The 23822-nt window shown below is 71.0% G+C and carries 26 protein-coding genes and 1 riboswitch; of the genes, 13 read left to right on the top strand and 13 right to left on the bottom strand.

Features of this window, described 5'->3' with window-relative positions:
• Positions 1 to 8: 8 nt before the first annotated feature.
• The gene (locus tag AMO33_RS21960) at positions 9 to 770 is read left to right on the top strand and encodes a helix-turn-helix domain-containing protein (RefSeq protein ID WP_261307351.1); all 762 of its coding nucleotides are present in this window, start codon (positions 9 to 11) and stop codon (positions 768 to 770) included.
• Here AMO33_RS21960 and AMO33_RS21955 read toward each other — a convergent pair.
• The 4 genes from AMO33_RS21955 to AMO33_RS21940 all read right to left on the bottom strand — a co-directional run bounded on the left by AMO33_RS21955 (position 702) and on the right by AMO33_RS21940 (position 3782).
• Positions 702 to 1247, bottom strand: coding sequence for a dihydrofolate reductase family protein (locus tag AMO33_RS21955; RefSeq protein WP_060595092.1), 546 nt, complete (start codon positions 1245 to 1247; stop codon positions 702 to 704). The two genes, AMO33_RS21960 and AMO33_RS21955, sit on opposite strands and share 69 nt — an antisense overlap.
• A 171-nt stretch (positions 1248 to 1418) precedes the next feature.
• The gene (locus AMO33_RS21950; protein ID WP_060594090.1) at positions 1419 to 2036 is read right to left on the bottom strand and encodes a hypothetical protein; all 618 of its coding nucleotides are present in this window, start codon (positions 2034 to 2036) and stop codon (positions 1419 to 1421) included.
• Between the two features lie 72 nt (positions 2037 to 2108).
• Positions 2109 to 3140 carry a medium chain dehydrogenase/reductase family protein gene (locus AMO33_RS21945; RefSeq protein WP_060594089.1) on the bottom strand — a complete coding sequence of 344 codons (1032 nt, stop codon included), beginning with the start codon at positions 3138 to 3140 and terminating at the stop codon, positions 2109 to 2111.
• A 78-nt stretch (positions 3141 to 3218) separates the two neighbouring features.
• Positions 3219 to 3782, bottom strand: coding sequence for a TetR/AcrR family transcriptional regulator (locus AMO33_RS21940; protein ID WP_011211888.1), 564 nt, complete (start codon positions 3780 to 3782; stop codon positions 3219 to 3221).
• A 152-nt stretch (positions 3783 to 3934) separates the two neighbouring features.
• On the opposite strand from AMO33_RS21940, the gene fgd reads away from it, so the two are divergent.
• The 4 genes from fgd to AMO33_RS21920 are packed head-to-tail and all read left to right on the top strand — an operon-like array spanning position 3935 to position 6912.
• On the top strand, positions 3935 to 4945 hold the full coding sequence (gene fgd / locus AMO33_RS21935; protein ID WP_060594088.1) for a glucose-6-phosphate dehydrogenase (coenzyme-F420): 1011 nt from the start codon (positions 3935 to 3937) through the stop codon (positions 4943 to 4945).
• The gene (locus tag AMO33_RS21930; protein ID WP_060594087.1) at positions 4945 to 5664 is read left to right on the top strand and encodes an AraC family transcriptional regulator; all 720 of its coding nucleotides are present in this window, start codon (positions 4945 to 4947) and stop codon (positions 5662 to 5664) included. The genes fgd and AMO33_RS21930 overlap by 1 nt, the downstream gene beginning before the upstream one ends.
• A gap of 43 nt (positions 5665 to 5707) precedes the next feature.
• On the top strand, positions 5708 to 6565 hold the full coding sequence (locus AMO33_RS21925) for a sterol desaturase family protein (protein ID WP_060594086.1): 858 nt from the start codon (positions 5708 to 5710) through the stop codon (positions 6563 to 6565).
• A complete protein-coding gene (locus AMO33_RS21920) occupies positions 6565 to 6912 on the top strand; it encodes a DUF3703 domain-containing protein (protein WP_060594085.1) in 348 nt (115 codons plus the stop codon). Before AMO33_RS21925 ends, AMO33_RS21920 begins: the two co-directional genes overlap by 1 nt.
• 5 nt (positions 6913 to 6917) lie before the next feature.
• Here AMO33_RS21920 and AMO33_RS21915 read toward each other — a convergent pair whose 3' ends face one another.
• From AMO33_RS21915 to AMO33_RS21905, 3 genes are all read right to left on the bottom strand, one after another.
• Positions 6918 to 8132: an O-succinylhomoserine sulfhydrylase gene (locus tag AMO33_RS21915; protein ID WP_060594084.1), complete on the bottom strand. Its 1215-nt coding sequence runs from the start codon at positions 8130 to 8132 to the stop codon at positions 6918 to 6920.
• Complete coding sequence (locus AMO33_RS21910; RefSeq protein ID WP_011211894.1) at positions 8129 to 8545, bottom strand: rhodanese-like domain-containing protein; 417 nt, start codon at positions 8543 to 8545, stop codon at positions 8129 to 8131. Before AMO33_RS21910 ends, AMO33_RS21915 begins: the two co-directional genes overlap by 4 nt.
• A 14-nt stretch (positions 8546 to 8559) precedes the next feature.
• Positions 8560 to 8672, bottom strand: a riboswitch (SAM riboswitch).
• A gap of 46 nt (positions 8673 to 8718) precedes the next feature.
• Positions 8719 to 9168: an Rv0361 family membrane protein gene (locus AMO33_RS21905; protein ID WP_060594083.1), complete on the bottom strand. Its 450-nt coding sequence runs from the start codon at positions 9166 to 9168 to the stop codon at positions 8719 to 8721.
• Positions 9169 to 9523: 355 nt separating this feature from the next.
• Here AMO33_RS21905 and AMO33_RS21900 point away from each other — a divergent pair, with 355 nt between their 5' ends.
• Positions 9524 to 10927, top strand: coding sequence for an FAD-dependent oxidoreductase (locus AMO33_RS21900; RefSeq protein WP_060594082.1), 1404 nt, complete (start codon positions 9524 to 9526; stop codon positions 10925 to 10927).
• A 111-nt stretch (positions 10928 to 11038) separates the two neighbouring features.
• On the top strand, positions 11039 to 11899 hold the full coding sequence (locus AMO33_RS21895) for an amidohydrolase family protein (RefSeq protein WP_060594081.1): 861 nt from the start codon (positions 11039 to 11041) through the stop codon (positions 11897 to 11899).
• 36 nt (positions 11900 to 11935) lie between these two features.
• Here AMO33_RS21895 and AMO33_RS21890 read toward each other — a convergent pair whose 3' ends face one another.
• Entirely contained in the window at positions 11936 to 12418 is a 483-nt protein-coding gene (locus AMO33_RS21890; protein ID WP_060594080.1) for a DUF456 domain-containing protein, read from the bottom strand.
• A gap of 191 nt (positions 12419 to 12609) precedes the next feature.
• On the opposite strand from AMO33_RS21890, the gene AMO33_RS21885 reads away from it, so the two are divergent.
• Positions 12610 to 13710, top strand: coding sequence for a CaiB/BaiF CoA transferase family protein (locus AMO33_RS21885; protein WP_060594079.1), 1101 nt, complete (start codon positions 12610 to 12612; stop codon positions 13708 to 13710).
• Positions 13711 to 13772: 62 nt separating this feature from the next.
• On the opposite strand, the gene yczR is transcribed toward AMO33_RS21885, so the two are convergent.
• A complete protein-coding gene (yczR, locus tag AMO33_RS21880; RefSeq protein ID WP_011211900.1) occupies positions 13773 to 15272 on the bottom strand; it encodes a MocR-like transcription factor YczR in 1500 nt (499 codons plus the stop codon).
• Between the two features lie 62 nt (positions 15273 to 15334).
• Between yczR and AMO33_RS21875 the strand changes: the two genes are divergently transcribed.
• The 3 genes from AMO33_RS21875 (at position 15335) to AMO33_RS21865 (ending at position 17144) form a co-directional block, all read left to right on the top strand.
• On the top strand, positions 15335 to 15547 hold the full coding sequence (locus tag AMO33_RS21875) for a hypothetical protein (RefSeq protein WP_011211901.1): 213 nt from the start codon (positions 15335 to 15337) through the stop codon (positions 15545 to 15547).
• A 136-nt stretch (positions 15548 to 15683) separates the two neighbouring features.
• Positions 15684 to 16229, top strand: coding sequence for a methylated-DNA--[protein]-cysteine S-methyltransferase (locus AMO33_RS21870; RefSeq protein WP_011211902.1), 546 nt, complete (start codon positions 15684 to 15686; stop codon positions 16227 to 16229).
• An 87-nt stretch (positions 16230 to 16316) separates the two neighbouring features.
• Positions 16317 to 17144 carry an alpha/beta hydrolase gene (locus AMO33_RS21865; protein WP_060594078.1) on the top strand — a complete coding sequence of 276 codons (828 nt, stop codon included), beginning with the start codon at positions 16317 to 16319 and terminating at the stop codon, positions 17142 to 17144.
• Between the two features lie 2 nt (positions 17145 to 17146).
• Here the strand turns inward: AMO33_RS21865 and AMO33_RS21860 are convergent, their stop codons facing one another.
• From AMO33_RS21860 to AMO33_RS21845, 4 genes are all read right to left on the bottom strand, one after another.
• Positions 17147 to 17752, bottom strand: coding sequence for a MerR family transcriptional regulator (locus tag AMO33_RS21860; RefSeq protein WP_060594077.1), 606 nt, complete (start codon positions 17750 to 17752; stop codon positions 17147 to 17149).
• Positions 17753 to 17797: 45 nt separating this feature from the next.
• Positions 17798 to 18070 (bottom strand): hypothetical protein, encoded by a 273-nt coding sequence (locus AMO33_RS21855; RefSeq protein ID WP_011211905.1) that lies wholly within the window; start codon positions 18068 to 18070, stop codon positions 17798 to 17800.
• 66 nt (positions 18071 to 18136) lie between these two features.
• Positions 18137 to 20740: a helix-turn-helix transcriptional regulator gene (locus AMO33_RS21850; RefSeq protein ID WP_060594076.1), complete on the bottom strand. Its 2604-nt coding sequence runs from the start codon at positions 20738 to 20740 to the stop codon at positions 18137 to 18139.
• Positions 20741 to 20811: 71 nt separating this feature from the next.
• The gene (locus tag AMO33_RS21845) at positions 20812 to 22101 is read right to left on the bottom strand and encodes an adenylosuccinate synthase (RefSeq protein WP_011211907.1); all 1290 of its coding nucleotides are present in this window, start codon (positions 22099 to 22101) and stop codon (positions 20812 to 20814) included.
• A gap of 264 nt (positions 22102 to 22365) precedes the next feature.
• Between AMO33_RS21845 and AMO33_RS21840 the strand changes: the two genes are divergently transcribed.
• Positions 22366 to 23028: a hypothetical protein gene (locus tag AMO33_RS21840; protein WP_041561448.1), complete on the top strand. Its 663-nt coding sequence runs from the start codon at positions 22366 to 22368 to the stop codon at positions 23026 to 23028.
• Positions 23025 to 23813 (top strand): site-2 protease family protein, encoded by a 789-nt coding sequence (locus tag AMO33_RS21835; RefSeq protein WP_011211909.1) that lies wholly within the window; start codon positions 23025 to 23027, stop codon positions 23811 to 23813. Before AMO33_RS21840 ends, AMO33_RS21835 begins: the two co-directional genes overlap by 4 nt.
• Positions 23814 to 23822: the final 9 nt, after the last annotated feature.

Genomic DNA, 23822 nt, shown 5'->3' with positions numbered 1-23822 from the left:
TGCCGCGGGTGGGATTGCTGTTCCAGACGCGCGCGTCGGAGTCGCCGTGGATCGACTCGGTGTGGACGTGCCGCAGCGAGCAGGTCGCCCGGATGACCTCCGTCGCGAGCGAGACCTGGGGGCTGGTGTTCTGGCAGCGGGAGGGCCGGGCGTACGCGGCGGTCACCGGCCCGGAGAGCCGCACCGGCACGGCCCCGGTCCCCGAGGACGCGACCTTCGTGGGCATCCAGTTCGCGGTCGGCACCTCGCTGCGTACGGTGGCCGCGCCGTTCCTGGTGGACAGCGGCATCGTCCTGCCCGATGTCACCGAACGCGGTTTCTGGCTCGACGGCGCGCGCTGGGAGACCCCGCACCCCGACGACGCCGAAGCGCTGGTCGCGCGGCTGGTCCGCGAGGGCGTCGTCGGTCGTGACCCGCTGGTCACCGCGGCCCTGCGCGGCGAGGCCACCGACGTCTCCGACCGCACGATGGAGCGCCGCTTCCGGGCGGCGACCGGCCTCACCCGCGGCGCCGTCCGTCAGATCGCGCGGGCCCGCGCCGCCGCGGTGCTGCTGTCTTCGGGCACCGCCGAGAGCGACGTCGTCACCGGGCTCGGGTACTACGACGGGCCGCACCTCGCCCGGGCCCTGCGCCGCTATGTCGGACGCACGGCCCGGCAGTTGCGCGAGGGCTCGGGCGGTGCGCTCGCGCTCGACCCGGCCTCAGTGCACCACGTCGTAGACGAGTTTGGTGACCCCGTTGGTGTAGCTCGCGGATTCGCGCAGGCGTAGCTGCTGCTTGTCGCGGTCCGCCCGGCTGAACAGGCTCTTGCCCGCTCCGAGCAACACCGGGAACACCAGCAGGTTGTACCGGTCGATCAGATCGGCCTCGGACAGGCGGCGGGCCAGCTCGGCGCTGCCGTGGATGAAGATGGCTCCGCCCTCGGTCTGCTTCAGTTCGGCCACCTGCTCGGTCGAGCGCAGGATCGTGATCGGACCCCAGTCCTCGACCAGCGCGTCGTCGGCGAGGCCGGTCGAGACGACGTACTTGGGAAGCTCCTTGTACGCGGCGTGATCCTCCGAACCCGGCCAGATCGGGGCGAACGCCTCGTAGCTGCGACGGCCGAACATCAACGCCGTGGTCTCGGCCAGTTCCTCGCCCTTGAGCGCGAACGCCTCGGGCAGGAACTCGGAGTCCATCACCCAGCCGCCGCTGCGATGCCCCTCGACCTGACCGCCCGGCGAATCCACCACGCCGTCCAGCGTCATGAAACCCGTGTAGACCAATTCGCGTGCCAACGAATCCTCCAGAAGACGCACGGCGGAAACCGCCGGTGACCGGTTGATACCGCTCGGCAGCCTACGTCGGGAACGCGTCCGCGTCGTGGACGAAACCGACAGCCCCGCCCGGTGCCGGGCGGGGTTGTCGGGGGTCAGCGGTCAGGCGAGCGCGGCGGTGGCGCGGCGGCGGGGTTCGAGCGCGGCGGCGAGCAGGTAGCTGCCGCCGCCCGCGACCGCGAGCACCCAGTACGGGCTCGCCCCGTCGAGGAGGAGGGCGGCGGTGGAGGTGAGCGCGAGCCAGGCGCCGAGGGTGTACTGCAACACGTCACGATAGGCGGCGCCGCCCGCGAGGTAGAGCAGTCCGACGATGAGGCCGGAGCCCGCGGGCCACAGCAGCGTCGTGAGGTCGCCGTGGGGCAGCACCGAGCTCACCGCCGTGATGACGAAGAACAGCGCACCGAAGCCGACCAGCCAGGAGGCGGCCAGCAGTTTGCCGACGACCGCCTCGCTCCCGGTGGCCGTGCGCTGCGCCCGCATGGAGACGACGCTCGTGACGATCAGCGCCGCGACCAGGCCGGTGATGAGCAGGATGCTCGGCACCGCCGCGGGCAGGCGCAGGACGGGATCGCTGCCGTGCGAAAGGGCGTAGGCGCCGTGCCCGAGCAACCAGGCGGCGCCGAACCCGAGGTAGGACGGTCGGTTGTCGAGCAGGGTGCGCACCGCGGACGGGTGCCGGACAGCGGTGTGTGGGACAGCGGTCGGAAGATGCTGGGTCATGGGAGTTCTCCTGGGACGAAGGTGGCGGAGGGTAGGGATCGGCGGGCGGTAGCGCGAGCGGGTGGGACGGGTTCAGCCTTCGTCGGCGACGAGAACGACTTTGCCGACGACGGAACCGGATTCGGCGAGCTCGACCGCGCGGGCCGCCGCGCTCAACGGAACCCGGGCCGCTACCTTGGCGCGCAGTACGCCCTGTGCCGCGAGGTCGAAGACGGCGCCGAGGTCCGCGGCGATCCGGGCGCGGAAGCGCGACAGGTTGCGCTTACCCGCCCACAGATTGAAGAAGTGCGCATTCCGCTTGTTGGGCAGCGCGTTCCACAGCACCAACCGCGCGAGCAGCTTCAGCACCGGCAGCCGGGAATTGCCCTCCTGGTCCTTGGTCGCGGCGGTGCCGTAGGAGACCAGGGTGCCGTGCGGGGCGAGCAGGCGGAACGACTCGACGATGCCGGGACCGCCGATGTGGTCGAACACCGCGTTCACCCCGCCCGGCGCCAGCTCCCGTACCTGCCGTGCCACTTCGGTGCGATAGTCGATCCAGGTCGCGCCGAGTTCCTCGACGGCGCGGCGGTGGCGCGCCGAGGCCGTGCCGATGACATGGATGCCGTGGGCGCGCGCCAGCTGGACGAGGGTCGATCCGACCCCGCCGTTCGCGCCGTGCACCAGGATGGTCTGTCCGGCACGGACTTTCGCGGTGCGGAACAGCATCTGCCACGCGGTGATCCCGTTGACGACGAAGGTTTCGGCCGCGGCGGCGTCGAGTGGCTCCGGCACGGGCACCAGGTCGGCGGCGTCCAGCAGGGCGGCGCTGGTCCAGCCGCCGATCTTGGTCAGTGCCGCCACCCGGCGTCCCACCAGCGCGGCGTCGACGTCCTGGCCCACCGCGGTGACGATGCCGACCAGGTCGTAGCCGGGCACGAACGGGAACGGTGGCTGGTCGTAGTACTTGCCGCGTCGCATCTGCTGCTCGGCGAAGGAGACGCCGCTCGCCTCGACCCGCACGAGCGCCTGGCCGGGGCCCGGCCCGGGCAGCTCGCGCCGGGTGACGAGCAGGCCGTCCGGCTCGACGCGGCCGGGCAGCACGATTTCGGTGGCTGTGGTGATCATGATTCTCTCCTAGTGTGTGACTGGTCAATCACTCGATGGGTCGAAGAAAAGCCCCCGAAGGGGCATGGTCGGAACGGGTCAGCCGGGGTGCCGGATGCCCTCGGTGAGGATCGCCGCCCAGGGACTGGCGTCCCCGTCGAGCCCGAGGGTGGTGATCAGGTGACAGAGCTGCCCGAAGGCGATGAAGCGTTGCACCGCGGCGTCCTCGGCGCCGGATCGCTGTTTGGCCAGTTCGGTCACCCGGGCGATACCGCGCCGCATCGCCTCCCCGATCTCCGGGACGTCGACGACGGACTGGGCGTGCACCTGGAGCATGAGCAGATTCCGGTCGCCGATGAGTTCGGCGTAGGCGCCGCCCATCTCGTACAGGATCTCGTCGGGCTTCGCACCGGGCACCCGGGCCGCGCCGGCCGCGAGCGCACTCTCGATCCGCTCGAAACAGCGGTCGAGCGCGGCGACGAACAGCGTGACCTTGCTCGGGAACAACTTGAAGACGTACGCGGGGGAGATCTGCGCCGCCGCCGCCACCGTGCTGATCGGCGTGCCGTGGTAGCCGGTGCGGGCGAACTCGGCGATGGCCGCGTCGACGACGGTGTCGCGCCGGGCGTCCGACCGGGAGAGGATGGCTCCGCTCTTGCTCATGTGAGTGACTGTACACTCACTACCGATGGAATGACAACACCTCCCCGCGGGTTGCCTCACCCGGACGTGACCGCGCACACGCGTGCCGTCGGACCTGGTTATGGTCGAACCGGCCGTGCGAGAGCAGAGCGAAGCGACAGGAGTGACGCGCAATGGGTGATCTCGAGCTGGGATTCAAGGCGTCGGCGGAACAATTCGGCCCACGGGAACTGGTGGACATCGCGGTGCTCGCCGAGGAACACGGCATGGACAGCGCCACGGTGAGCGACCACTTCCAGCCCTGGCGGCACAAGGGCGGGCACGCGCCGTTCTCACTGGCCTGGATGGCCGCGGTGGGCGCGCGCACCGAGCGGATCAAACTGGGCACGTCGGTGCTCACGCCGACCTTCCGCTACAACCCGGCCGTGATCGCGCAGGCCTTCGCCACGATGGGCTGCCTGTACCCGGGGCGGGTCATGCTCGGTGTCGGCACCGGCGAGGCGCTCAACGAGATCGCCACCGGCTACCAGGGTGAGTGGCCGAAGTTCAAGGAGCGGTTCGCGCGGCTGCGCGAGGCGGTGGAGCTGATGCGGGCGCTGTGGACCGGCGACCGGGTCGATTTCGACGGCCAGTACTACCGCACCGTCGGCGCCTCGATCTACGACGTGCCCGAGGGCGGCGTGCCGATCTACATCGCCGCGGGCGGCCCGCTGGTGGCCCGCTACGCCGGGCGTGCGGGCGACGGGTTCATCTGCACCTCGGGCAAGGGCATGGAGCTCTACACCGACAAGCTCATGCCCGCGGTCGCCGAGGGCGCGGCCAAGGCCGGACGCAGCGTGGACAGCATCGACCGGATGATCGAGATCAAGATCTCCTACGACACCGATCCCGAACTGGCACTGGAGAACACCCGGTTCTGGGCGCCGCTGTCGCTGACCGCCGAGCAGAAGCACAGCATCACCGATCCCATCGAAATGGAGGCGGCCGCCGACGCGCTGCCGATCGAGCAGATCGCCAAGCGCTGGATCGTGGCCAGCGACCCGGACCAGGCCGTCGAACAGATCAAGCCCTACCTCGACGCGGGCCTCAACCACCTGGTGTTCCACGCGCCGGGCCACGACCAGCGCCGGTTCCTCGACCTGTTCCAGCGCGATCTGGCACCCCGCCTGCGCGCACTGGCCTGATGGGTTCGGCGGCGTGGCGCGGCGGGGTGGTGTTCCGCCCCGGGCTGATGGCGTTCACCGGTGAGATCGGCGACGCCGACGCCCACGCGCACGCCGCCGTGCAGGTCCTGTTCGTGGCCCGCGGAGGGCTCACACTGACCGACGCGGGCGGGCAGACCGTCTCCGCCCAGGCCGCGATCATCCCGCCCGGCGTCGCACACCGGGTCCGCGCCGAGGCCGGCACCAGCGGCTTCCTCGCCTTCCTCGATCCCGACAGCACCACCGCGCACGCCGCCGTCGCCCGGCTGGGCGGGCTGCCCGCCGACGACGCCGCCAGCTGGGTCGCGGCCGCCGTGCCGAGCCCCGCCGCCGACCCGACCGGTCGGCGCAGGCGCAACCATCCCGCGGTCGCCGCCGCGCTGCGGATGGCGGTCGACCGCCCCGGCGGACCGCCGCGGCTGGCGGAACTCGCGGCCCGCGTCGGCATTTCGGCCAGTCGCCTCTCGCACGTGTTCACCGAACAGGTCGGGTTGCCGTACGCGGCGTGGCGGCGCTGGGTCCGGCTCCAACTCGCGATGGACGTCGTCCGCGCGGGCGATTCGCTGACCGAGGCCGCGCACGCGGCCGGCTTCGCCGACAGCGCGCACCTGACCCGCACCTGCCGCGACCTGATCGGCATCAGCCCGACCGAAGCGCTCATCGCGACCGGCTGGCGCCCGCCGCCGGCGAAGGTCAGCTGATTTCTTCAAGCCGACGGCCGGGCACGGCGGCGACGCTGAACCCATGTCCATTGTGGTTCGCCCCCTTGTCCGATACGGCTACGTGCCGGTGATGCTGGTAGGCATCAACGGCGCGGGCATCGCCCTGGCCGCCGCTGGCGCCGCCAAGCTGTGGCTGGTGGCGCTGCTCGCCGCGGCCGTCGCGTTGTCGTTCGCCGCCGAACGTGTGCTGCCCTACCGGCCGGCCTGGAACCGCTCGCACGGCGACGCGGGCCGCGACACCGTCCACACCGTCGTCAACGAGACGCTGGTCCTCGGCTCGGTCGCCGCCATCCCCGCCCTCGCCGCGCTGCTACCGGGTACCGGAATATGGCCGCACAGCTGGCCTTTCGTCATCCAGGTGCTGGTGGCGATCCTGATCGCCGATCTGGGCATCACGCTCGCCCACTACGCCAGCCACCACATCGGGGTGCTGTGGCGATTCCACGCCGTGCACCACAGCGTCACCCGCTGCTACGGCCTCAACGGCCTGATGAAACACCCACTGCACCAGACGGTCGAGATGATCGCCGGGGTCACGCCCCTGCTGCTCGCCGGTATCCCGGTGCCGGTCGCCGCCGCGCTGGCACTGGCCGTGGCCGTGCAACTGCTGCTGCAGCACTCCAACGCCGACTACCGGGTCGGGCCGCTCAAACACGTGCTGGCGCTGAACGAGGGCCACCGCTTCCACCACCTCAAATGGGCGGGGGTGGGCGATGTCAACTTCGGCCTGTTCACCCTGATCTGGGACCACCTGCTCGGCACCTACAGCTACGACCCGCGACGGCGGTTCACCAGCGACGACCTCGGCATGGCCGCGAAACCCGACTATCCGGTGGGCTACCTGGCCCAACTGGCCGAACCATTCCGGAAAGGACACTGATGCCCGCCCTCTCCCCCGCCGCCCGCGCCCGCTACCGCGCCGAGATGGCGGCCGCGAAGACCACCGCCGACCCGGCCCTGCGCTGGACGCACCTCGAACGCGCGCACATCCTGTCCCAGCCCGACCCGTGGCTGCACACCGGCAACCACGTCGCGATGTTCGCCCTGGCGGTACGGCAGCGCGACCGCCGCGAGGCCGTCGGCCAGCTCGTCCGCGTCCTCGTCGCCGCGCCCGGCTCGCTGACCGGGCGCTATCCGGAAGGCAACACCGGGCGCGCGAATGTCGGTCTGCGCCGGCCGATGCCGATCCCGGCCGACCTCGCGGAACTGCTGCGGCCGGCCGGATGAGCCGGTCAGCTCAGCGCGTGCTCGAGATCGCCGAGCAGGTCGTCGACGTCCTCCAGCCCCACCGAGATGCGCACCACCCCGTCGGTCAGGCCGATACCGGCCCGGCCCTCGGGGCCCATCGCGCGATGGGTGGTGGTGGCGGGGTGGGTGATGAGGGTCTTGGCATCGCCGAGGTTGTTGGAGATGTCGATGATCCGCAGCCGGTCGAGCACCTCGAACGCGCGCTTCTTGGCCTCGCCCTCGGCCGCCTTCAGCTCGAAGGTGACCACGGTGCCGCCACCGGACATCTGGGCCCGGGCCAGGTCGTACTGCGGATGTGATTCGAGGAACGGGTATTTCACCCAGCTCACCGCCGGGTTCGACTCGAGGAAGCGGGCGATCCGCAGCGCCGACTCGGTGGAGTGCCGCACGCGCAGCGGCATCGTCTCGAGGCCCTTGAGCAGCGTCCAGGCGTTGAACGGGCTCAGCGCCGGGCCGGTGTGGCGCATCAGGGTCTTCACCGGGCCGTCGATGTACTCGCGGTCGCCGAGGATCGCACCGCCGAGCACCCGGCCCTGGCCGTCGATGTGCTTGGTGCCGGAGTAGACGACCACGTCGGCGCCGAGATCGAAGCCCTTCTGCAGCAGCGGTGTGGCGAACACGTTGTCCAGCACCACTTTCGCGCCCGCGGCGTGCGCGATCTCGGTGACCCGGCGCACGTCGACCAGGGTCTGCATCGGGTTGGCCGGCGTCTCGAAGAACACCGCGGCGGTGGGCACCGACAGTGCCCGCTCCCACTGGTCGAGGTCCTCGCCGTCGACGAACACCGTCTCCACGCCCCAGCGGGGCAGGATCTCGTTGCAGACCACGAAACACGACCCGAACAGGCTGCGGGCCGCGACCAGCCGGTCGCCGGCGCCGAGCAGCGCGCCGAGCGCGGTGAACACCGCCGACATACCGCTGGCGGTCGCGAACGCGGCCTCGGCGCCGTCCATCAGGCGGATGCGTTCCTCGAACATCGCCACGGTCGGATTGCCGTACCGGGAGTAGACGAAGTGCTCCACCTCGCCGGTGAACGCGGCCTCGGCGGCCTCGGCGCTCTCGTAGACGAAACCGGAGGTCAGGTAGAGCGCCTCGGCGGTCTCCTCGAAGCCGGACCGGCGCAGCCCGCCGCGCACTCCGAGGGTCGCGGGACCGACGCCCTCGGGCAGCGGCTTGTCGAACGCGCCGCCGGTGATCACGACTGCCTCCAGGGCAGCCCCTCGGCCCGCCAACCGGTGCCGCCGCGGTGCCCGTTGGCATCCAGCGAACCCTCGAAGCCCTCGATCACGTTGTAGGACGGGGTGATTCCCAGCTCGGTCGCGACGTCGGCGGCGTGCGCCGAACGCTGCCCCGACCGACACAGGAACACCACGGGCGCCTCCGGCGCGCGGTCGGCCAGTGCCTTGCCGAGCTGCTCGGCGAAGCGCGGGTTCGGCGAGCCGGTGCCGTCCACCCACTCGATCAGCAGGGTGGGCCGGTCGATGGAGCTGGTGTCGGGCACGCCGACGAAGCGCCACTCGGCTTCGGTACGCACGTCGACGAGGACGGCCGCGGGGTTCTCACGCAGCAGTTCCCAGGCCTGGCGGGGGGTGATGTCCCCGGCGTAACTCATTCGAACCTCCTGTGAATCCGCACTTGCCGCACCGTCTTCGGTACGGCCAGGTCGTCACCCGGAGCACCCCGCCGCGGAGGAGGGTTGCCGACCAGCGAGCCGGGGCTTGGCGCTGGTGCTCATGACCTTCGGTCACTGAGATTGCCTGGACCGAAGTCACCGTGTCAACCGGATCAGGCGGTGCAGACCACCCACGTGCCGTCGGCACGGACCAGGTTCCAGGTCGCGGTCTGTTCGGCCCCGTCGACCCGCACCGTGACGGTGGCCTTGGCCCGGTTGCCGTTGACGCTCTGATCGGCGACCGACGCCAGTTCGATTGTCTTGCCGGTGCCTTCCTGCGCGGCCAGCGGTGAGCGCGCCGGGTCGAAATCCGCGCAGGCGGCACCGGGCGGCGGCACCTCGTCGGTGGCGTTGGTGCCCTCGACGAAGTTCTGCACGGCGGCGGTGATCCGGTCGGCTTCTGTGACATTTTTCTCAGCGGGGGAGAGCAGGCCGCCGAGCACGATGGCCACCAGCACGATCACCGCGATCACCGCGGCCGCGATGAACGGGGTCATCGAGCGGTGATCGGTCTGATCGACGGGGATCGGTTCGTCCTGCCCGGCGGGCTGCTTGTCGGCCATGACCTCGATGATCCCCGGTGCGCCGTGGTGGGCGGGCGGCGGCCCCCGGCCGCGACGCAGCACACATCCGGCGCCACGCACGCGCGGGTACCGTGGACGGCGGCGGCAGGTACGCAGCGCGCGGATCCGGGTCCGCCGCGGCACCGCCCCGGCGGCGGCTGTCGGCCGGACGATAGAATCGCGAATCTGCGGCCCGCTGTCCTGGCAAAAGACAGCGAACGTCGTGACCTGGGACGTGACAGGGGGCCCGATCGGCGTCCGTATCGCCAGGGGCAACCAGATCGGTGCGTCAACTTAGCCTAAGCTAAGAAGGACGCCAGTGAACGTATTCGACCAATAAGGGTGCGCGTAACAGATGACCGAACAGAGTGCAGCGCCGACCAGCGGCGCCCGCCCGCTCCGCATCGCGATCGTCGGCGCGGGGCCGGCCGGAATCTACGCCGCCGACGCGTTGATGAAGTCCGATGCCGACGTGAGCATCGACCTCTACGAGCGCATGCCCGCACCGTTCGGGCTGATCCGCTACGGCGTCGCGCCCGATCATCCGCGCATCAAGGGCATCATCACCGCCCTGCACAAGGTGCTCGACAAGGAGCAGGTGCGCCTGCTCGGCAACATCGACTACGGCACCGACATCACCCTCGATGACCTGCGCCGCTTCTACGACGCGGTGATCTTCTCCACCGGCGCCAACGCCGACCGCGCGCTGAACATCCCCGGCATCGACCTGGACGGTTCCTACGGCGCGGCCGACTTCGTCTCCTGGTACGACGGTCACCCGGACGTGCCCCGCACCTGGCCGCTGGACGCGGAGAAGGTCGCGGTGCTCGGCGTCGGCAACGTCGCGCTGGACGTGGCGCGCGTGCTCGCCAAGACCGGTGACGAACTGCTGCCCACCGAGATCCCGCCGAACGTCTACGCGGGCCTGAAGGCCAACAAGGCCGTCGAGGTGCACGTGTTCGGCCGCCGCGGCCCGGCCCAGGCCAAGTTCACCCCGCTGGAGCTGCGCGAGCTCGACCACTCGCCCACCATCGAGGTGATCGTCGACCCCGAGGACATCGACTACGACGAGGGCTCGGAGGCCGCGCGCCGCCACTCCAAGCAGGTCGACATGGTCGCCAACACCCTCGAGCAGTGGGCGATCCGCGACCAGGGCGACCGTCCGCACAAGCTCTACCTGCACTTCTTCGAGTCCCCGGCGGAGATCCTCGGCGACGAGAACGGCAAGGTCGTCGGCCTGCGCACCGAGCGCACCCAGCTCGACGGCACCGGCAACGTCAAGGGCACCGGCGTGTTCAAGGACTGGGACGTCCAGGCCGTCTACCGCGCTGTCGGCTATCTGTCGCAGAACATCAGCAACCTGCCGTTCGACGACCAGGCAGGCACCGTGCCGAACGAGGCCGGTCGCGTGCTGATCGACGAGAACGCCGACGGCCCGGCGCGCTACATGCCCGCCACCTACGTCACCGGCTGGATCAAGCGCGGCCCGGTCGGCCTGATCGGCCACACCAAGGGCGACGCCAACGAGACGATCGCCTGCCTGCTCGACGACGCCCCCTCGTTCACCCCGGCGGAGAACCCGGACCCGGACGCGGTCATCGAGTTCCTGGAGAGCAAGGGGCTGCCGTTCACGACCTGGGCGGGCTGGTACCGCCTGGACGCGCACGAGCGCTCGCTCGGCGAGCCGGAGGGCCGCGAGCGCGTCAAGGTCGTCGAGCGCGAGGACATGCTGCGCGCCAGCGAGCCGCACAAGGTCTGAGCGGCCGGCGGCGGTAGCGCGGCGTCACCACGCGGGCTGTGGCAGCAGCGCCGGTGTCACCACGCGGGCGGCAGGTGCGACAGCCCGGCGATCTCGAGGCATTCTGTACACGTGTTCGATGCCCATGTCCACATCATCGATCCGCGGTTCCCGCTGACCGAGAACGAGGGCTACCTGCCGGAGCCCTACACCATCGCCGACTATCGGAAACGTATGGCGCGCTTCGATGTCCAGGGCGGCGCGGTGGTGAGCGCGTCGTTCCAGGGCACCGACCAGACGTATCTGAAGGCGGCGCTGGCCGAACTCGGTGCGGGCTGGGTCGGGGTGACGCGGCTGGACCTGGACGCGGGTGACGAGGAGATCATCGAACTCGACCGGGTGGGCGTGCGGGCACTGCGCTTCAACCTCAAGCGGGCCGCCGCCGACATCACCCGCATGACCGTGCAGGCGCTGCGCGCGCACGAGCTGGTGGGCTGGCATGTCGAGGTCTACATGGACGGCCAGATGCTGGCGTCGTTGCAGCCGGTGATCTCCAAGCTGCCCGCCCTGTCGGTGGACCATCTCGGCATGTCCGAGGAGGGCCTGCCGTTCCTGCTCGACCTCGTCGACCGGGGCGCGCGGGTCAAGGCGACCGGATTCGGCCGGGTGTCGATGAACGTGGCCGACACGTTGCGCCGCATCCACGCGGTGAACCCGCAGGCGTTGATGTTCGGCACCGATCTGCCCGGCACCCGGGCGGGACGCCCGTTCCGCGACTCCGACGTCGACCTGCTGTGCGATGTGGTGGGCACCGATATGCACGCCGTGCTGGAGGACAACGCGCGGGCGTTCTACCGGTTGCCCGCCCGCGAGCGTCCCGAGTTCACCGATCCCGACCCGACCCTGCCGCTACCGCAGGACCCGACCTTGCCGCTGCGGCGGCCCGCGCCGCTGGAGCCCGCCGACACCATCCCGTTCCGCGCGATCGACTGACCGTCCCGGCCTGCCGACGGCCGCGCCTGACCGCGCTCAGGCCAGGATCGCGCCGATCACCCAGACGCCGGTGGCCAGCAGGGCGCCCAGCAGTTCGATCACGATCGACAGGCCCACGCCCTCGAGCGCGTGCGTGGTCGCGGTCCAGGCTTGCTTGGTGTCGGAGAAGCGCTGCAGCTCGCTGAGGTAGACGCCGAGCACGAATCCGACGAACAAGCCGACCACCGGGATCACGAAGAACCCCACGATCCCGAGCACCGCGCCGAGGAACAGCGCCCGGTTGGCCACCCCCGCGTCCTTCATCTTCCGGCCCGGCCAGGCGTATTTGACGACGCCGGAGATCACCAGCAGCACCGTCGCGATCGCGAACACCGTCCAGGCGGTCGCCCCGCCGGTCATGATCGCCCACACCAGGATCGCCCCGAAGACGAGGATCACGCCCGGCAGTATCGGCACCACGATGCCGACGAGCCCGACCAGGATCACCAGACCGACGACGACCTCGCCCCACACGCTCACGCCCGCATCCTCTCCTCCGCCGATCGCCGCCGCACGGATTCTCGCCCATCCGTCCCCCGGCCGCACCCGGGGCTGCCCTGGATGACCCCCGGCTTGTTGTCATACTGTCAATACACCCGCCGGAACCGTGGGTATCGGACGGGAGGCACCGGCAGCCGGTGACCTGGATCAACGACGAACCGAGGTAGGGCGTGAGCACAGAATCCACCGCCACCAAGCAGGGCCCGCTCGCGGGCATCCGAGTTGTCGAGCTGGCCGGTATCGGCCCCGGTCCGCACGCCGCGCTGCTGCTGGCCGATCTGGGCGCCGACGTGGTGCGTGTCCAGCGACCGAACCTGTTCCCCGGCGTGATGGAGCGCCCGCAGTGGCGTGGCCGCACCATCGTCGAGGCCAACCTCAAGGACCCCGCCGACATCGAGAAGGTCCTCGGCCTGATCGACAAGGCCGACGTGCTGATCGAGGGCTTCCGCCCGGGCGTCACCGAGCGGATGGGCCTCGGCCCGGAGGAGACGCTGGCCCGCAACCCGCGCCTGGTCTACGGCCGGATGACCGGCTGGGGCCAGTACGGACCGCTGGCCGACCGCGCCGGGCACGACATCAACTACATCTCGCTGACCGGCGTGCTGAACGCGATCGGCCGCAAGGGCGAGCGGCCGGTGCCGCCGCTGAACATGGTCGGCGACTTCGGCGGCGGTTCGATGTTCCTGGTGTTCGGCATCCTGGCCGCGTTGGTGGAGCGGCAGAGCTCGGGCAAGGGCCAGGTCATCGATGCGGCGATGATCGACGGCGCGCTGGCCCTGTCGCACATGATCTGGGGTATGCGCGGCATGGGCCTGTGGTCCGACGAGCGCGGCACCAACCTGCTCGACACCGGCATGGCCTTCTACGACACCTACGAGACCGCCGACGGCAAGTACATGGCGGTGGGCGCGATCGAGCCGCAGTTCTACGCCGAGCTGTTGAAGGGGCTCGAGATCGATCCCGAGGGCCTGCCGATGCAGATCGATCCCAACGGCCAGGACCAGCTGCGCAAGCTGTTCGCCGAGAAGTTCAAGACCAAGACCCGCGACGAGTGGGCGGCGATCTTCGAAGGCACCGACGCCTGCACCACCCCGGTGCTGACGCTGACCGAGGCCACCGAGAACGAGCACATCGCCGCCCGCAACGGCCTGGTCGAGATCGAGGGTGTGGTGCAGCACGCGCCCGCGCCCCGCTTCTCGCGCACGCCGGCCGCCGTGCCGACGCCGCCGCCGACCGAGGCGACGCCGATCGAGAACGTCTGGGCGGACTGACTTCTCGCCCCGAACGCCCCGTGGGATGCCACGGGGCGTTCGCGTTCGCCGGGGCGCGGCCCTCAGCGGATCGACATGTTCAACGGGTTGAGCGGATCGGCCGCCCGCGGGGTGAGCGCGGCGGTGGCGGCCGCGATTCCCTTGACCGCCAACCGCAATTCCGGCTCGCCGTGGGTGTAGGGCAACCGCAGGAACCGCTCGAAGGCGCCCTGCACGCCGAACCGCGGCCCGGCGGCCAGCAGCACGCCGTGGTTGGGCGCGGTGGCGGCCAGTGCCGTCGACACCGGCGCGGGCAGCTGCGCCCACACCGACATGCCCCCGGCCCCGGGCTGCACCCGCCAGTCCGGCAGTTCCTCGGCGATCGCGTCGAGCAGGGCCGCGCGTTGGGAGCGCAGCTGTGCGCGGCGGCGCTCCAGGATCGTCTCGGCGTGTTCGAGCAGGTGCACGGTGGCGAGCTGATCCATCACCGGCGTGCCGAGGTCGACGGTGGAGCGGATGCCGAGCAACTTGGTGATGAGGCTCTGGTTGGTGCGGATCCAGCCGACCCGCAGGCCGCCCCAGAACGACTTCGAGGCCGAACCGATCGTGATGATCTCCGCGCCCTTGCCGAACGCGGCCACCGGCGGGGGCATGGTGTCGACGTCGAGGCCGAGATCCACCATCGATTCGTCGACCACGACGGTCATCCTGGTGTCACGGGCGATGGCGGCCAGTTCGGCACGGCCCTCGGCGTCGAGCAGCATCCCGGTCGGATTGTTGAAGTCGGGCACCAGGTAGGCCAGGGTGGCCGCGGTCTGCCGGGCGGCGCTGCGCAACCCGTCCAGATCCCAACCGGCCGAAGGGTTCTCCAGCAGGAGCGGCACGGGGATGGGCCGGGCGCCGACATCACGGATCGCCTCGATGGCGTTGGGGTAGGTGGGGTGCTCGATCAGCACCCTGGCCGCCGGCGCGGTGAGCACGTTGAGCAGCAGGCGCAGGCCGTGCTGCGCGCCGAGGGTGACCAGGATCTGGTCGGGATCGGTGGGCAGGCCGCGGGCGGTGTAGCGGCGCGCGAGCGCCTCCCGTAGCGCACGCATGCCCACCGGGTCCATGCCGTGGGTGCCCAGATACGCGGGCAGCGCCTGTAGCGCCGTCGCGTACGCCTCGTGCATCTCCTCGGGCGCGGTCATGGCCGCATAGGTGAGGTCGACGGTGGTGAGCTCGGCCGGGACCATCGTCGCGAGGATGCCGCGGGCGGCGCGGCTGCCGTCGTTCGGGACGGCGGGCGGCAGCGCGACGGTGCTGCGCGAACCCTGGCGGCTGATCAAGTAGCCGTGCTCGCGCAGCAGCGCGTAGGTGGAGGTGATGGTGGTGCGGCTGACGCCGAGGGTGGCGGCCAGATCGCGCTCGCTGGGCAGCGCGACGCCGAGCGGGGCGCGGCCGTCGTGGATGAGCAGCCGGATGCCTTCGGCCAGGGCCAGGTAGGCCGGTCTGCTGCGGCGGCCGTGCTCGTCCTCGCCCGCGCTGCGCCAGTTGCCCAGGTCGCGCGCCAGCCCGGCCGCGCCGATCACTCGTGTCGCCATGAAGTCCAGTATTCGCGGATTGGCTATTTGAAAGCAAGGCCAGTCGGCGGAATCTGAAGAACATGACCACGCTGCTGTCCCTCCTCATCGCCGCCGCCGTCTTCGCCTTCGCCTACCGGCTGGTCCGCCGTGAGCCGGTGTCCTCGCTCCTGCTCGAGCAGTTCCGGCCCAGTGACCTGCTCCGGGATTCGGATCCCGGCTACTACGACGACCAGCGGCAATACCGCGACATCGCCGCCGCGCGCAGCGTCGAGGACGAACAAAGGGCCGCCTGAGCCGATCGGCGGCGGCACCGGCACCGTTGCCCCCTGCCGCGCACGGGAGCACCGGACGACAGCCAGTCCAGTCCAGTTCCGAAAAACTGGACTGGACTGGTTTCCGGATGTCGTACCCTCGGTGCACACTGACGGCATGAGTGCGCCCGCGCCGCCCACCCTCGCCGCGCTGTTCGAGACCCCGCTCGGGGTCTGTGCGATCAGCTGGCGCGACGACGCCGTGGTCGGCTTCCGGCTGCCCGAACCCGATCCGGCGGCGCTACGGGCCGGGTTCGAACGCCGAGGCGTCCGGGAAGACGAGCCGACGGGCGCGATCGCCACGGCCGTCGCGGGCATCCGCGCCCACCTGTCCGGCGAGCTCGACGACCTGCGCTGGATCCCCGTTGACCTCGGTGCAGTGCCGGACTTCCACCGCGCGGTCTACGAGGTCACCCGCGCCATCGACCCCGGCCGCACCCTGACCTACGGGCAGGTGGCCCACCGGGTCGGCCTGCCGGGTGCGGCACAGGCGGTGGGACAGGCCTTGGGCCGCAATCCCGTTCCGCTGATCGTGCCGTGCCACCGGGTGCTCGCCGCCGACCACGCGCTGCACGGCTTCTCCGCACCGGGCGGCATCGGCACCAAGGCACGCCTGCTCGAGATCGAGCGCACACCCGGATTCGGGGAGCCGACGCTGTTCTGAGGCGGTGACGGCGGCCGGGGCACGGCACCGGATGATGGACACCGGACCGGCTCGGCGACGGGCCCCGAGAGGAAGGCGAGCACAGGCATGCACACGGTGACCTCCGCGGACGGGACCGCGATCGCGTACGAGCAGATCGGCGCCGGGACGGCGGGCACGGTGATCCTCGTCGGCGGAGCGCTCGAGGACCGCCGCTCGCCCAAGCTGACCGATCTGGCCGCGGCGCTGGCCGCCCTCGATCTCACCGTGCTCGTCTACGACCGGCGTGGCCGCGGCGACAGCGGCGACACCCCGAGTGTGTACCAGGCCGGGCACGAAATCGACGACCTGGCGGCGCTGGTCGCGGCGGCGGGCGGCGCGGCGGCGCTGTTCGGGTGGTCGGCGGGTGCGGTGCTGGCCCTGCGGGCGGCCGCCTCCGGCCGGATTCCCGGCCTCACCCGGGTGGTCGCGTTCGAACCGCCGTTCGTCGTCGACCGCACCGGGCACGTGCCGCCGCAGGACGCGGGCACGCGCCTGGAGCAGCTGCTGGCCGAGGGCAAGACCGGCAAGGCCGCCGCCTACTACCTGCGCAAGGTGATGGGCGTGCCGTGGACGATGGTCACCACCATGCGCCTGACCCCCTACTGGCGCACGATGAAGAACCTGGCGACCTCGACCGCCCACGACTGGGCGGTGATCGGCCCCTATACCCGGGGTGAGGCACTGCGGCCCGCCGACTGGGCCGAACTCACCGTGCCCGTGCTGGTGCTGGCCGGCACCGACAGCGCGGCGAGCGTCAAGACCGCCGCCGCGGCCACCGCCGCCGCGCTGCCGCTGGCCCATCACCGGGAACTGCCACGGCTGGGCCACAACCAGAACGTCGAGCTCATCGCCGCACCCACCGCCGATTTCCTCACCGGCAAGGGCGCGATCTGAGTTCACGCGGGCGCGATCGGTTCCTGGAGCTCGGTCACCCACTTCGCGCTGTCCTCGGAGTACTCGAGGGTGACCTCCCGGCTCGGCCCGATCGTGCGGTAGCCGTTGTCGGCGATCCAGCGGCCCAGCCCCTGCCAGAGTTCGTCGAACAGCTTGCCCACCACCGGACCGATGGACGACGGCTCGAAATCGGCCGCGACCTCGCTCAGCTCTGCCACCCGCACCGCGGGCACCGACCTGATCACCACTTCCTCGACGGGCATGACACCCTCCCTTTCGATGATGCGGAGCCTCGTCTCGATCTGGGCGAGCCGCGCGCGGTCCGCGGCGATGCGCTGCTCGAGTTCGGCGCGGCGCAGCATCAGCATGCCGCGCAGTTCCGCGCCGCCGACCCGGGCGTCCAGAATCCGGCCGACCTGGTCCAGGGTGAACCCGAGATCCTTCAGCGCGACGATCCGGTTCAGCCGCGCCAGCTGCCCGATCCCGTAGGACCGGTAGCCGGTGGCCGGGTCGACCCGGTCGGGGCGCAGCAGACCGAGGGCGTCGTAGTGGCGCAACATCCGCACCGACACCCGCCCGTGCCTGGCGAAGTCTCCGATGCTCAACATGACGGCTCCCGGTGTAGGGGCTGACACGGTGTGAGGGTCAAGCGCTCACAGGGGATGCCTGCGGTAGAACTCGCAGGCATCGCCGGTGAGGTAGCCGTCCTTGCACGCGAAGTAGGTCTGGATGCAGCTGTTGGTGGTGCAGCCCAGTTCGGCCAGCCGCTCGACGATCCTGCGGTTGTTCTCCTGCTCGGGGTTCAGGGTGACGCCCGGCGAGGTGGTCACGGCCGCGCTGCCCGGCGTCGGGGTACCGGTTTCGGTACAGCCCGACGCGGCCAGTGCGACGGCCACCGCACCGAGCAGAACCGCCCGTCTCAGCATCGCGACCCCTCCCGAAGAGCACCGCTGGGGTCCGCCCAGCCTAGTGGCGGGCGCGGCCGAGCGGAATCAGCGGCCCGCGTTCTCGCCGCGGATGAGGGCGCCGAGGGATTCCCGATCGGTGACGTCCATCTTCATGCAGGCGCGGTAGAGGTGGCCCTCGACGGTGCGCACCGAGACGGTGAGCCGGTCGGCGATCTGCCGGTTGGACATGCCCGCGGCCACCAGGTTGGCGATCTCCCGTTCCCGGACGGTGAGCGGGAGCGGCTGGGCCGCCTCCCGGAGGGCGGGGGTGCTCGCGCCGCCGCAGGCCGCCGCCAGCCGGTTGGCGGTGGCCGCGGATTCCAGCACGTTACGGCGGTCACCGGCGCGTTCGTGCGCGGAGGCGGCTTGCGCGGCGGCGTCGGCGGCCGAGAGCAGCGCGCCGATCTGTTCGAAACCCGCTGCGGCCGAATCCAATCCGGGACCGTCGTGGGCGGCGAGAGCACGGGCGTGGGCGGCCTGCAACGACACAAGGCGGCCGTCCACGCGCCCGGCCAACTCGGTGAGCCGGTCGGCCACCGCCGGATCACCGAACCGCGCGGCCACGTGCAGGGCGGTGGCCTCGATGGCGTACTGGTGCGCGCGGGCCGCGGCATCGGCGGCCGCCATCGCGAGCCGCACCGCTGTGCTGACCGTGCCTTCGGCGGCGGCCACGCACGCCCGGGCGATCGCCAGCTGCGGTTCGTACACGGCGCTGTGCCTGCCGCCGCGCCTGCTCGCCTCGGCGATCGACTCGGCCGCCTCCGCCGCCCGGCCCAGCGCGGCGTAGGCCTCGGCCAACCGGATCCGCGCCGGAAACGTCCATGCGGCAGCGCCTTCGGCGGTCAACGCGGCCAGCGCCTGCTCGAGATGCTCGATACCGTCGGGGAACCGGCCCTGCGCGACGTCGACGGTGCCCTGCAGGATCTTCGACATGCCCCACGCCAGGTACTGGCCCGGCTCGGAATAGCTGAAACGCGGTGCCGCGCACTGCCGCGCGGCCGCCAGCTCGCCGGTGTAGATCAGCGCGAGCACCTCCGCGTGCGTGGACATGAAACGGTTGAGTCCGTCGATGGCCTTGTCCACCTCGTGCCCGCGCGCCGCGTAGCGTTTCGCCTCGGCGCCGCGGCCCATCAGCGCCAGCGCCAGCCCGCCGCCGAAGGCCGCCCACCACACCGCCCACGGCGGCGCGCCCGGATCACCCATCACCGTCTCGGCCTCGGCGATCGCGTCGTCGAGGCGGTTCTCGTTCACCGCACACGCCGAGGCCAGCCCGGCCAGCGTGGCGACGATCTTGGGATGGCGGACCTTGGCCCGCACCAGCGCGAGCACCTCGTCGGCGCGGTCGGCATCGCCCATGGCCCACAACAGGTTCGACACCCGCGTGCCGCCCCAGTTGGCCAATTGCACCTCGGTGAGCTGCTCGGGATCGAACCCGGCCAGCGTCCGCTCGGCCTCGATCCGATGCCCTTGCCACAGCAGCGCCCTGGCCAGCAGATCGGCCGCCTCCACCCCGCCGCGCCGCTCCACCGCCGCCCGCGCTAACCGCTCGCCCAGCGGCAGGTCGGCCAGCGCGATGGCATCGGCGGCGGCGGCCTCGAACAGCTCCAGATCAGCGGATTTGTCCGAGTCCAACGCCAATTCGGCCAGCCGGATGCGTTCGGCGGCGGACTTGATCGGCCGCTGCTGCAACGCCGAGAACAACCGCCCCCGCAGCCTGCGCGCCGAGGCGATACCGAGCCTGCGTCGGATCACCTCGCCGAAGAGCGGGTGGTTGTAGCGCACGGTGAGCTCGTGGCCGTGCTCGACAACCCGGATGACGCCACGGGTTTCGGCCGCCTCCACCGCGTCCTCACCGGCCAGCTCGGCCAGCACGTCCAGATCCATCGGCTCACAGAAGGTGAGCAGCTCGAGCACCCGCAGCACCGGTTCGGGCAGTTGCTCGACCCGATCCTCGAGCAACGCGGCCAGCTCCGAGGTGACCGCGGCACGCCCGCGCAGCTGCCACACGCCGTTGACCTGCCGCAGCGTGCCCGCTTCCAGCGCGCCTTCCACCAGATGCCGTAGGAACAGGGCGTTTCCGCCGGAGGACTCCCACATCAGATTGGCGGTGAAGCCCTCGAGCTGCCCGCCCAGCATCGACTCGACCAGCTCGACGCTCTGGCGCTGGGTGAACGGTTTCAGGTCCACCCGCAGCAGGTGCCCGTCCTTCCACAGCGAGGTGATCGCGTCCGGCACCGGCACGCCGCTGCGCACGGTCGCGACCACGTGCGCGGCCTTGTCGATGGCCAACTGCAGCAACAGGGTGGCCGAGAGCTGGTCCAGCAGATGGGCGTCGTCGACACCGATGATGGTGGCGCCGTCGGCGAGCAACGCCTCGCGCGCCGCCGACATGAAGGTGACCGGATCGTGCGCGGTGTACACCCCCACCATGTGCGCGAACACCCCGAGCGGGATGCCGCGCGCGGATTCGGTGCCCGCCACCCAGCGGATGCGCCCGCCCACCGCCGCGGCGGCCTGCCGCGCCAGTGTCGTCTTGCCCACCCCCGCGTCGCCGGTGAGCACGGCGCCGACGTAGTCGGGGCCCGTGAGCGCCGCGCGGATGGTCTCGAACTCGGTCTCGCGCTCGATCATCGGCCAATTCCGAGCCATGTACCAACTGTAGTTCGGCACCGCCCCGCGCGCGCGGAACTCGGCGCAGGCCGGGCCGAGCCCGGCGTGGCTCAGCCGAGCACGTCGTGGCGCACGATCGTCTGATCGCGGCCCGGACCCACCCCGATGCAGGAGATCCTGGCACCGGACAGCTCCTCGAGCCTGCGCACGTAGGCCTGCGCGTTGGCGGGCAGTTCCTCGAAGGTGCGGGCCGCGGAGATGTCCTCCCACCAGCCCGGCATCTCCTCGTAGATCGGCTTGGCGTGGTGGAATTCGGTCTGCGTGGTCGGCATCTGCTCCACCCGCTGCCCGTCGATCTCGTAGGCCACGCAGATCGGCACCCGCTCCAGGCTGGAGAGCACGTCGAGCTTGGTGAGGAAGTAGTCGGTGATGCCGTTGACGCGGGTGGCGTAGCGCGCGATCACCGCGTCGAACCAGCCGCAGCGGCGAGCGCGCCCGGTGGTGACGCCGACCTCGCCGCCCTGCTTGGCGAGGAACTCGCCGTACTGGTCGAACAACTCGGTCGGGAACGGGCCGGAGCCGACCCGGGTGGTGTAGCACTTGAGGATGCCCAGCACCGTGCTGATCTTGTTCGGCCCGATGCCGGAACCGACCGCCGCGCCGCCCGAGGTCGGGTTCGACGACGTCACATAGGGATAGGTGCCGTGGTCGACGTCGAGCAGGGTGCCCTGCGAGCCTTCCAGCAGCACGGTCTCGCCGCGCTCGAGCGCCTCGTTGAGCTGCAACCGGGTGTCGGCGATGCGGTGGGCGAAGCTCTCGGCCTGCCCGAGCACTTCGTCGACCACCTGCTGCGGGTCCAGCGCGCGGCGGTTGTAGATCTTCACCAGCACCTGGTTCTTGAACTCCAGGGCGGCCTCGACCTTCTGGGTGAGGATCTTCTCGTCCAGCACGTCGGCCACCCGCACGCCGACCCGCGCCACCTTGTCCTGGTAGCAGGGGCCGATGCCGCGGCCGGTGGTGCCGATCTTCTTGTTGCCGAGGAAGCGTTCGGTGACCTTATCGATGGCCACGTGGTACGGCATGATCAGGTGCGCGTCGGCGGAGAGCAGCAGGCCCGAGGTGTCGACGTCGCGGGCCTCGAGGCCGGCGAGTTCGTCGAGCAGCACGCCCGGGTCGACCACGACACCGTTGCCGATGACGTTGCGCACGCCGGGGGTCAGGATGCCGGACGGGATGAGGTGCAGGGCGAACTTGTCGCCGTTGGGCAGCACGACGGTGTGTCCGGCGTTGTTGCCGCCCTGGTACCGCACCACCCATTGCAACCGGCCACCGAGCAGATCGGTCGCTTTGCCCTTACCCTCGTCGCCCCATTGGGCGCCGATGAGGACGATTGCCGGCATTGTGGAGTCTCCTACGGATCGACACGCAGCACTCGTGTGCTGCGGCTACCTGCCGTACTGAGGCGGTGGCCGGAAGCACAGCTTACCCAATGGCCCCGCGCACCCCGGGAAGCAGGCACCCGACAGCCCGGTCACAATGCCGACTCGGCCCGGGCGCGGCCGTCCGAACGCGACTATGGTTGCTGCGGGGCGGGCCGGGCAACGGTTCGCCGCACGCGTGTGGGGTCGACCCGATCGGCCGGATCTAGGAGGGTGTACGGCAGTTTGAGTACCCACGTTCTCCGCTGCGACGGTGCTCCCGTCCCGATCGCCCTCGCCGCGCTGCCCACCACTCAGACGGCCGCCATCCCGGACCCGGCCGTGGTCGACGAACTGCTTCCCGTGCTGGCCGCCGACAGCCTGCCGCGACTGATCGTGCTCGGCGAGGACGCCGCGCTGGCCGCCGTGCTCACCCACCTGATGAAGACCGAGCGGCTGCACGTGGAGATCGGCTACGTGCCCATCGACCGCACCTACGGCGCCCGCGCCTACGAGATCGGCAGCGGCAACTCCGCGGCCAAACGCGCCATCGAGGGCAAGGCCACCGCGACCCCGCTGATCCGCGACGACACCGGCAAGGTGCTCGTCGGCCGCGCCACCATCACCGGCCCGGAGGGCGCCAAGCTCGACGGTGAGGCCTACGTCGACGACACCCTGCTGTTCACCGGCCGGGTCACGGCCATGCACATCTCCCCCACCCTGCACATGCCCGGCGTGCGCGCCGCCGCCCAGCGCGGCGTGCTGCGCAAGCGCCGCTGGGTGGAGGGCAGGGCGGCCCAGCTCGGCACGCCCGGTGCGGTGGTGACCCGCGACGGCATCCGCACCACCCGGCCGGTGCCGCGCTCCACCTTCTACCGCCACCACGAACCCTGGCTGCTGGTCCGATGAGCCTGCCGTTCTCCCGCGACCGGCGGCTCGGTCGCGGCGCGGTGCGGCCCAGTCCGGTGTTCCTGCTGGTCGTCGCGGTCACCGTGGCGGGCGCCGTGCTGGCGTGGATCTCCGACTACGGCGAGACCGCCGCGGGTGTCGGGGTGTTCGTCCTGGTGGTGGCGGGCTGGATCGTCACGCTGTGCCTGCACGAGTTCGCGCACGCCTACCTGGCCTGGCGGGCCGGGGACCGCGAGGTGGAGCTGCGCGGGTATCTCACGCTGAACCCGCTGAAGTACTCACACCCGCTGCTGTCGATCGTGCTGCCGGTGGTGTTCATCGCGCTCGGCGGGTTCGGCCTGCCCGGCGGCGCCGTGTACGTGCACCCGCACGCGGTGAGCCCGGCCCGGCAGCGGATGATCAGCGGCGCGGGCCCGGCGGTCAACGCGGTCTGCGGTGTCGTGCTGCTGCTGGTGGTCGCGGTGTTCGGCAGCACGACCGGTCACGCGGCCTTCTGGTACGGCCTGGCGTTCCTCGGCTTCCTGCAGATCACCGCGACCCTGCTGAATCTGCTGCCGATCCCCGGCCTGGACGGCTACGGGATCCTCGAGCCCTCGCTGAGCTACCGGACCCGCCGGTCGCTGGATCAGCTCAAGCCGCTGGGGATGCTGCTGCTGTTCGCGCTGATCCTCACGCCCACGGTGAACCGGCCGTTCTTCGACGCCATCTACACCATCTGCGAACTGTTCGGCGTGCCCGACGTGTGGGTCGCGCGCGGCGCCGGACTGGTGCGGTTCTGGACCTAGTTCCGTTCC

Source organism: Nocardia farcinica (genome assembly GCF_001182745.1).
GTDB classification, from domain to species: Bacteria; Actinomycetota; Actinomycetes; order Mycobacteriales; family Mycobacteriaceae; genus Nocardia; species Nocardia farcinica.
This window is presented reverse-complemented; position numbering and strand designations above follow the sequence as displayed.

Coding starts and splice junctions, on each gene's coding strand:
- AMO33_RS21955 (WP_060595092.1), bottom strand. CDS start 1,247: ATGACGCTGGACGGCGTGGTGGATTCGCCGGGCGGTCAGGTCGAGGGG.
- AMO33_RS21950 (WP_060594090.1), bottom strand. CDS start 2,036: ATGACCCAGCATCTTCCGACCGCTGTCCCACACACCGCTGTCCGGCAC.
- AMO33_RS21945 (WP_060594089.1), bottom strand. CDS start 3,140: ATGATCACCACAGCCACCGAAATCGTGCTGCCCGGCCGCGTCGAGCCG.
- AMO33_RS21940 (WP_011211888.1), bottom strand. CDS start 3,782: ATGAGCAAGAGCGGAGCCATCCTCTCCCGGTCGGACGCCCGGCGCGAC.
- fgd (WP_060594088.1), top strand. CDS start 3,935: ATGGGTGATCTCGAGCTGGGATTCAAGGCGTCGGCGGAACAATTCGGC.
- AMO33_RS21930 (WP_060594087.1), top strand. CDS start 4,945: ATGGGTTCGGCGGCGTGGCGCGGCGGGGTGGTGTTCCGCCCCGGGCTG.
- AMO33_RS21925 (WP_060594086.1), top strand. CDS start 5,708: ATGTCCATTGTGGTTCGCCCCCTTGTCCGATACGGCTACGTGCCGGTG.
- AMO33_RS21920 (WP_060594085.1), top strand. CDS start 6,565: ATGCCCGCCCTCTCCCCCGCCGCCCGCGCCCGCTACCGCGCCGAGATG.
- AMO33_RS21910 (WP_011211894.1), bottom strand. CDS start 8,545: ATGAGTTACGCCGGGGACATCACCCCCCGCCAGGCCTGGGAACTGCTG.
- AMO33_RS21905 (WP_060594083.1), bottom strand. CDS start 9,168: ATGGCCGACAAGCAGCCCGCCGGGCAGGACGAACCGATCCCCGTCGAT.
- AMO33_RS21900 (WP_060594082.1), top strand. CDS start 9,524: ATGACCGAACAGAGTGCAGCGCCGACCAGCGGCGCCCGCCCGCTCCGC.
- yczR (WP_011211900.1), bottom strand. CDS start 15,272: ATGGCGACACGAGTGATCGGCGCGGCCGGGCTGGCGCGCGACCTGGGC.
- AMO33_RS21875 (WP_011211901.1), top strand. CDS start 15,335: ATGACCACGCTGCTGTCCCTCCTCATCGCCGCCGCCGTCTTCGCCTTC.
- AMO33_RS21870 (WP_011211902.1), top strand. CDS start 15,684: ATGAGTGCGCCCGCGCCGCCCACCCTCGCCGCGCTGTTCGAGACCCCG.
- AMO33_RS21865 (WP_060594078.1), top strand. CDS start 16,317: ATGCACACGGTGACCTCCGCGGACGGGACCGCGATCGCGTACGAGCAG.
- AMO33_RS21860 (WP_060594077.1), bottom strand. CDS start 17,752: ATGTTGAGCATCGGAGACTTCGCCAGGCACGGGCGGGTGTCGGTGCGG.
- AMO33_RS21855 (WP_011211905.1), bottom strand. CDS start 18,070: ATGCTGAGACGGGCGGTTCTGCTCGGTGCGGTGGCCGTCGCACTGGCC.
- AMO33_RS21850 (WP_060594076.1), bottom strand. CDS start 20,740: ATGGCTCGGAATTGGCCGATGATCGAGCGCGAGACCGAGTTCGAGACC.
- AMO33_RS21845 (WP_011211907.1), bottom strand. CDS start 22,101: ATGCCGGCAATCGTCCTCATCGGCGCCCAATGGGGCGACGAGGGTAAG.
- AMO33_RS21835 (WP_011211909.1), top strand. CDS start 23,025: ATGAGCCTGCCGTTCTCCCGCGACCGGCGGCTCGGTCGCGGCGCGGTG.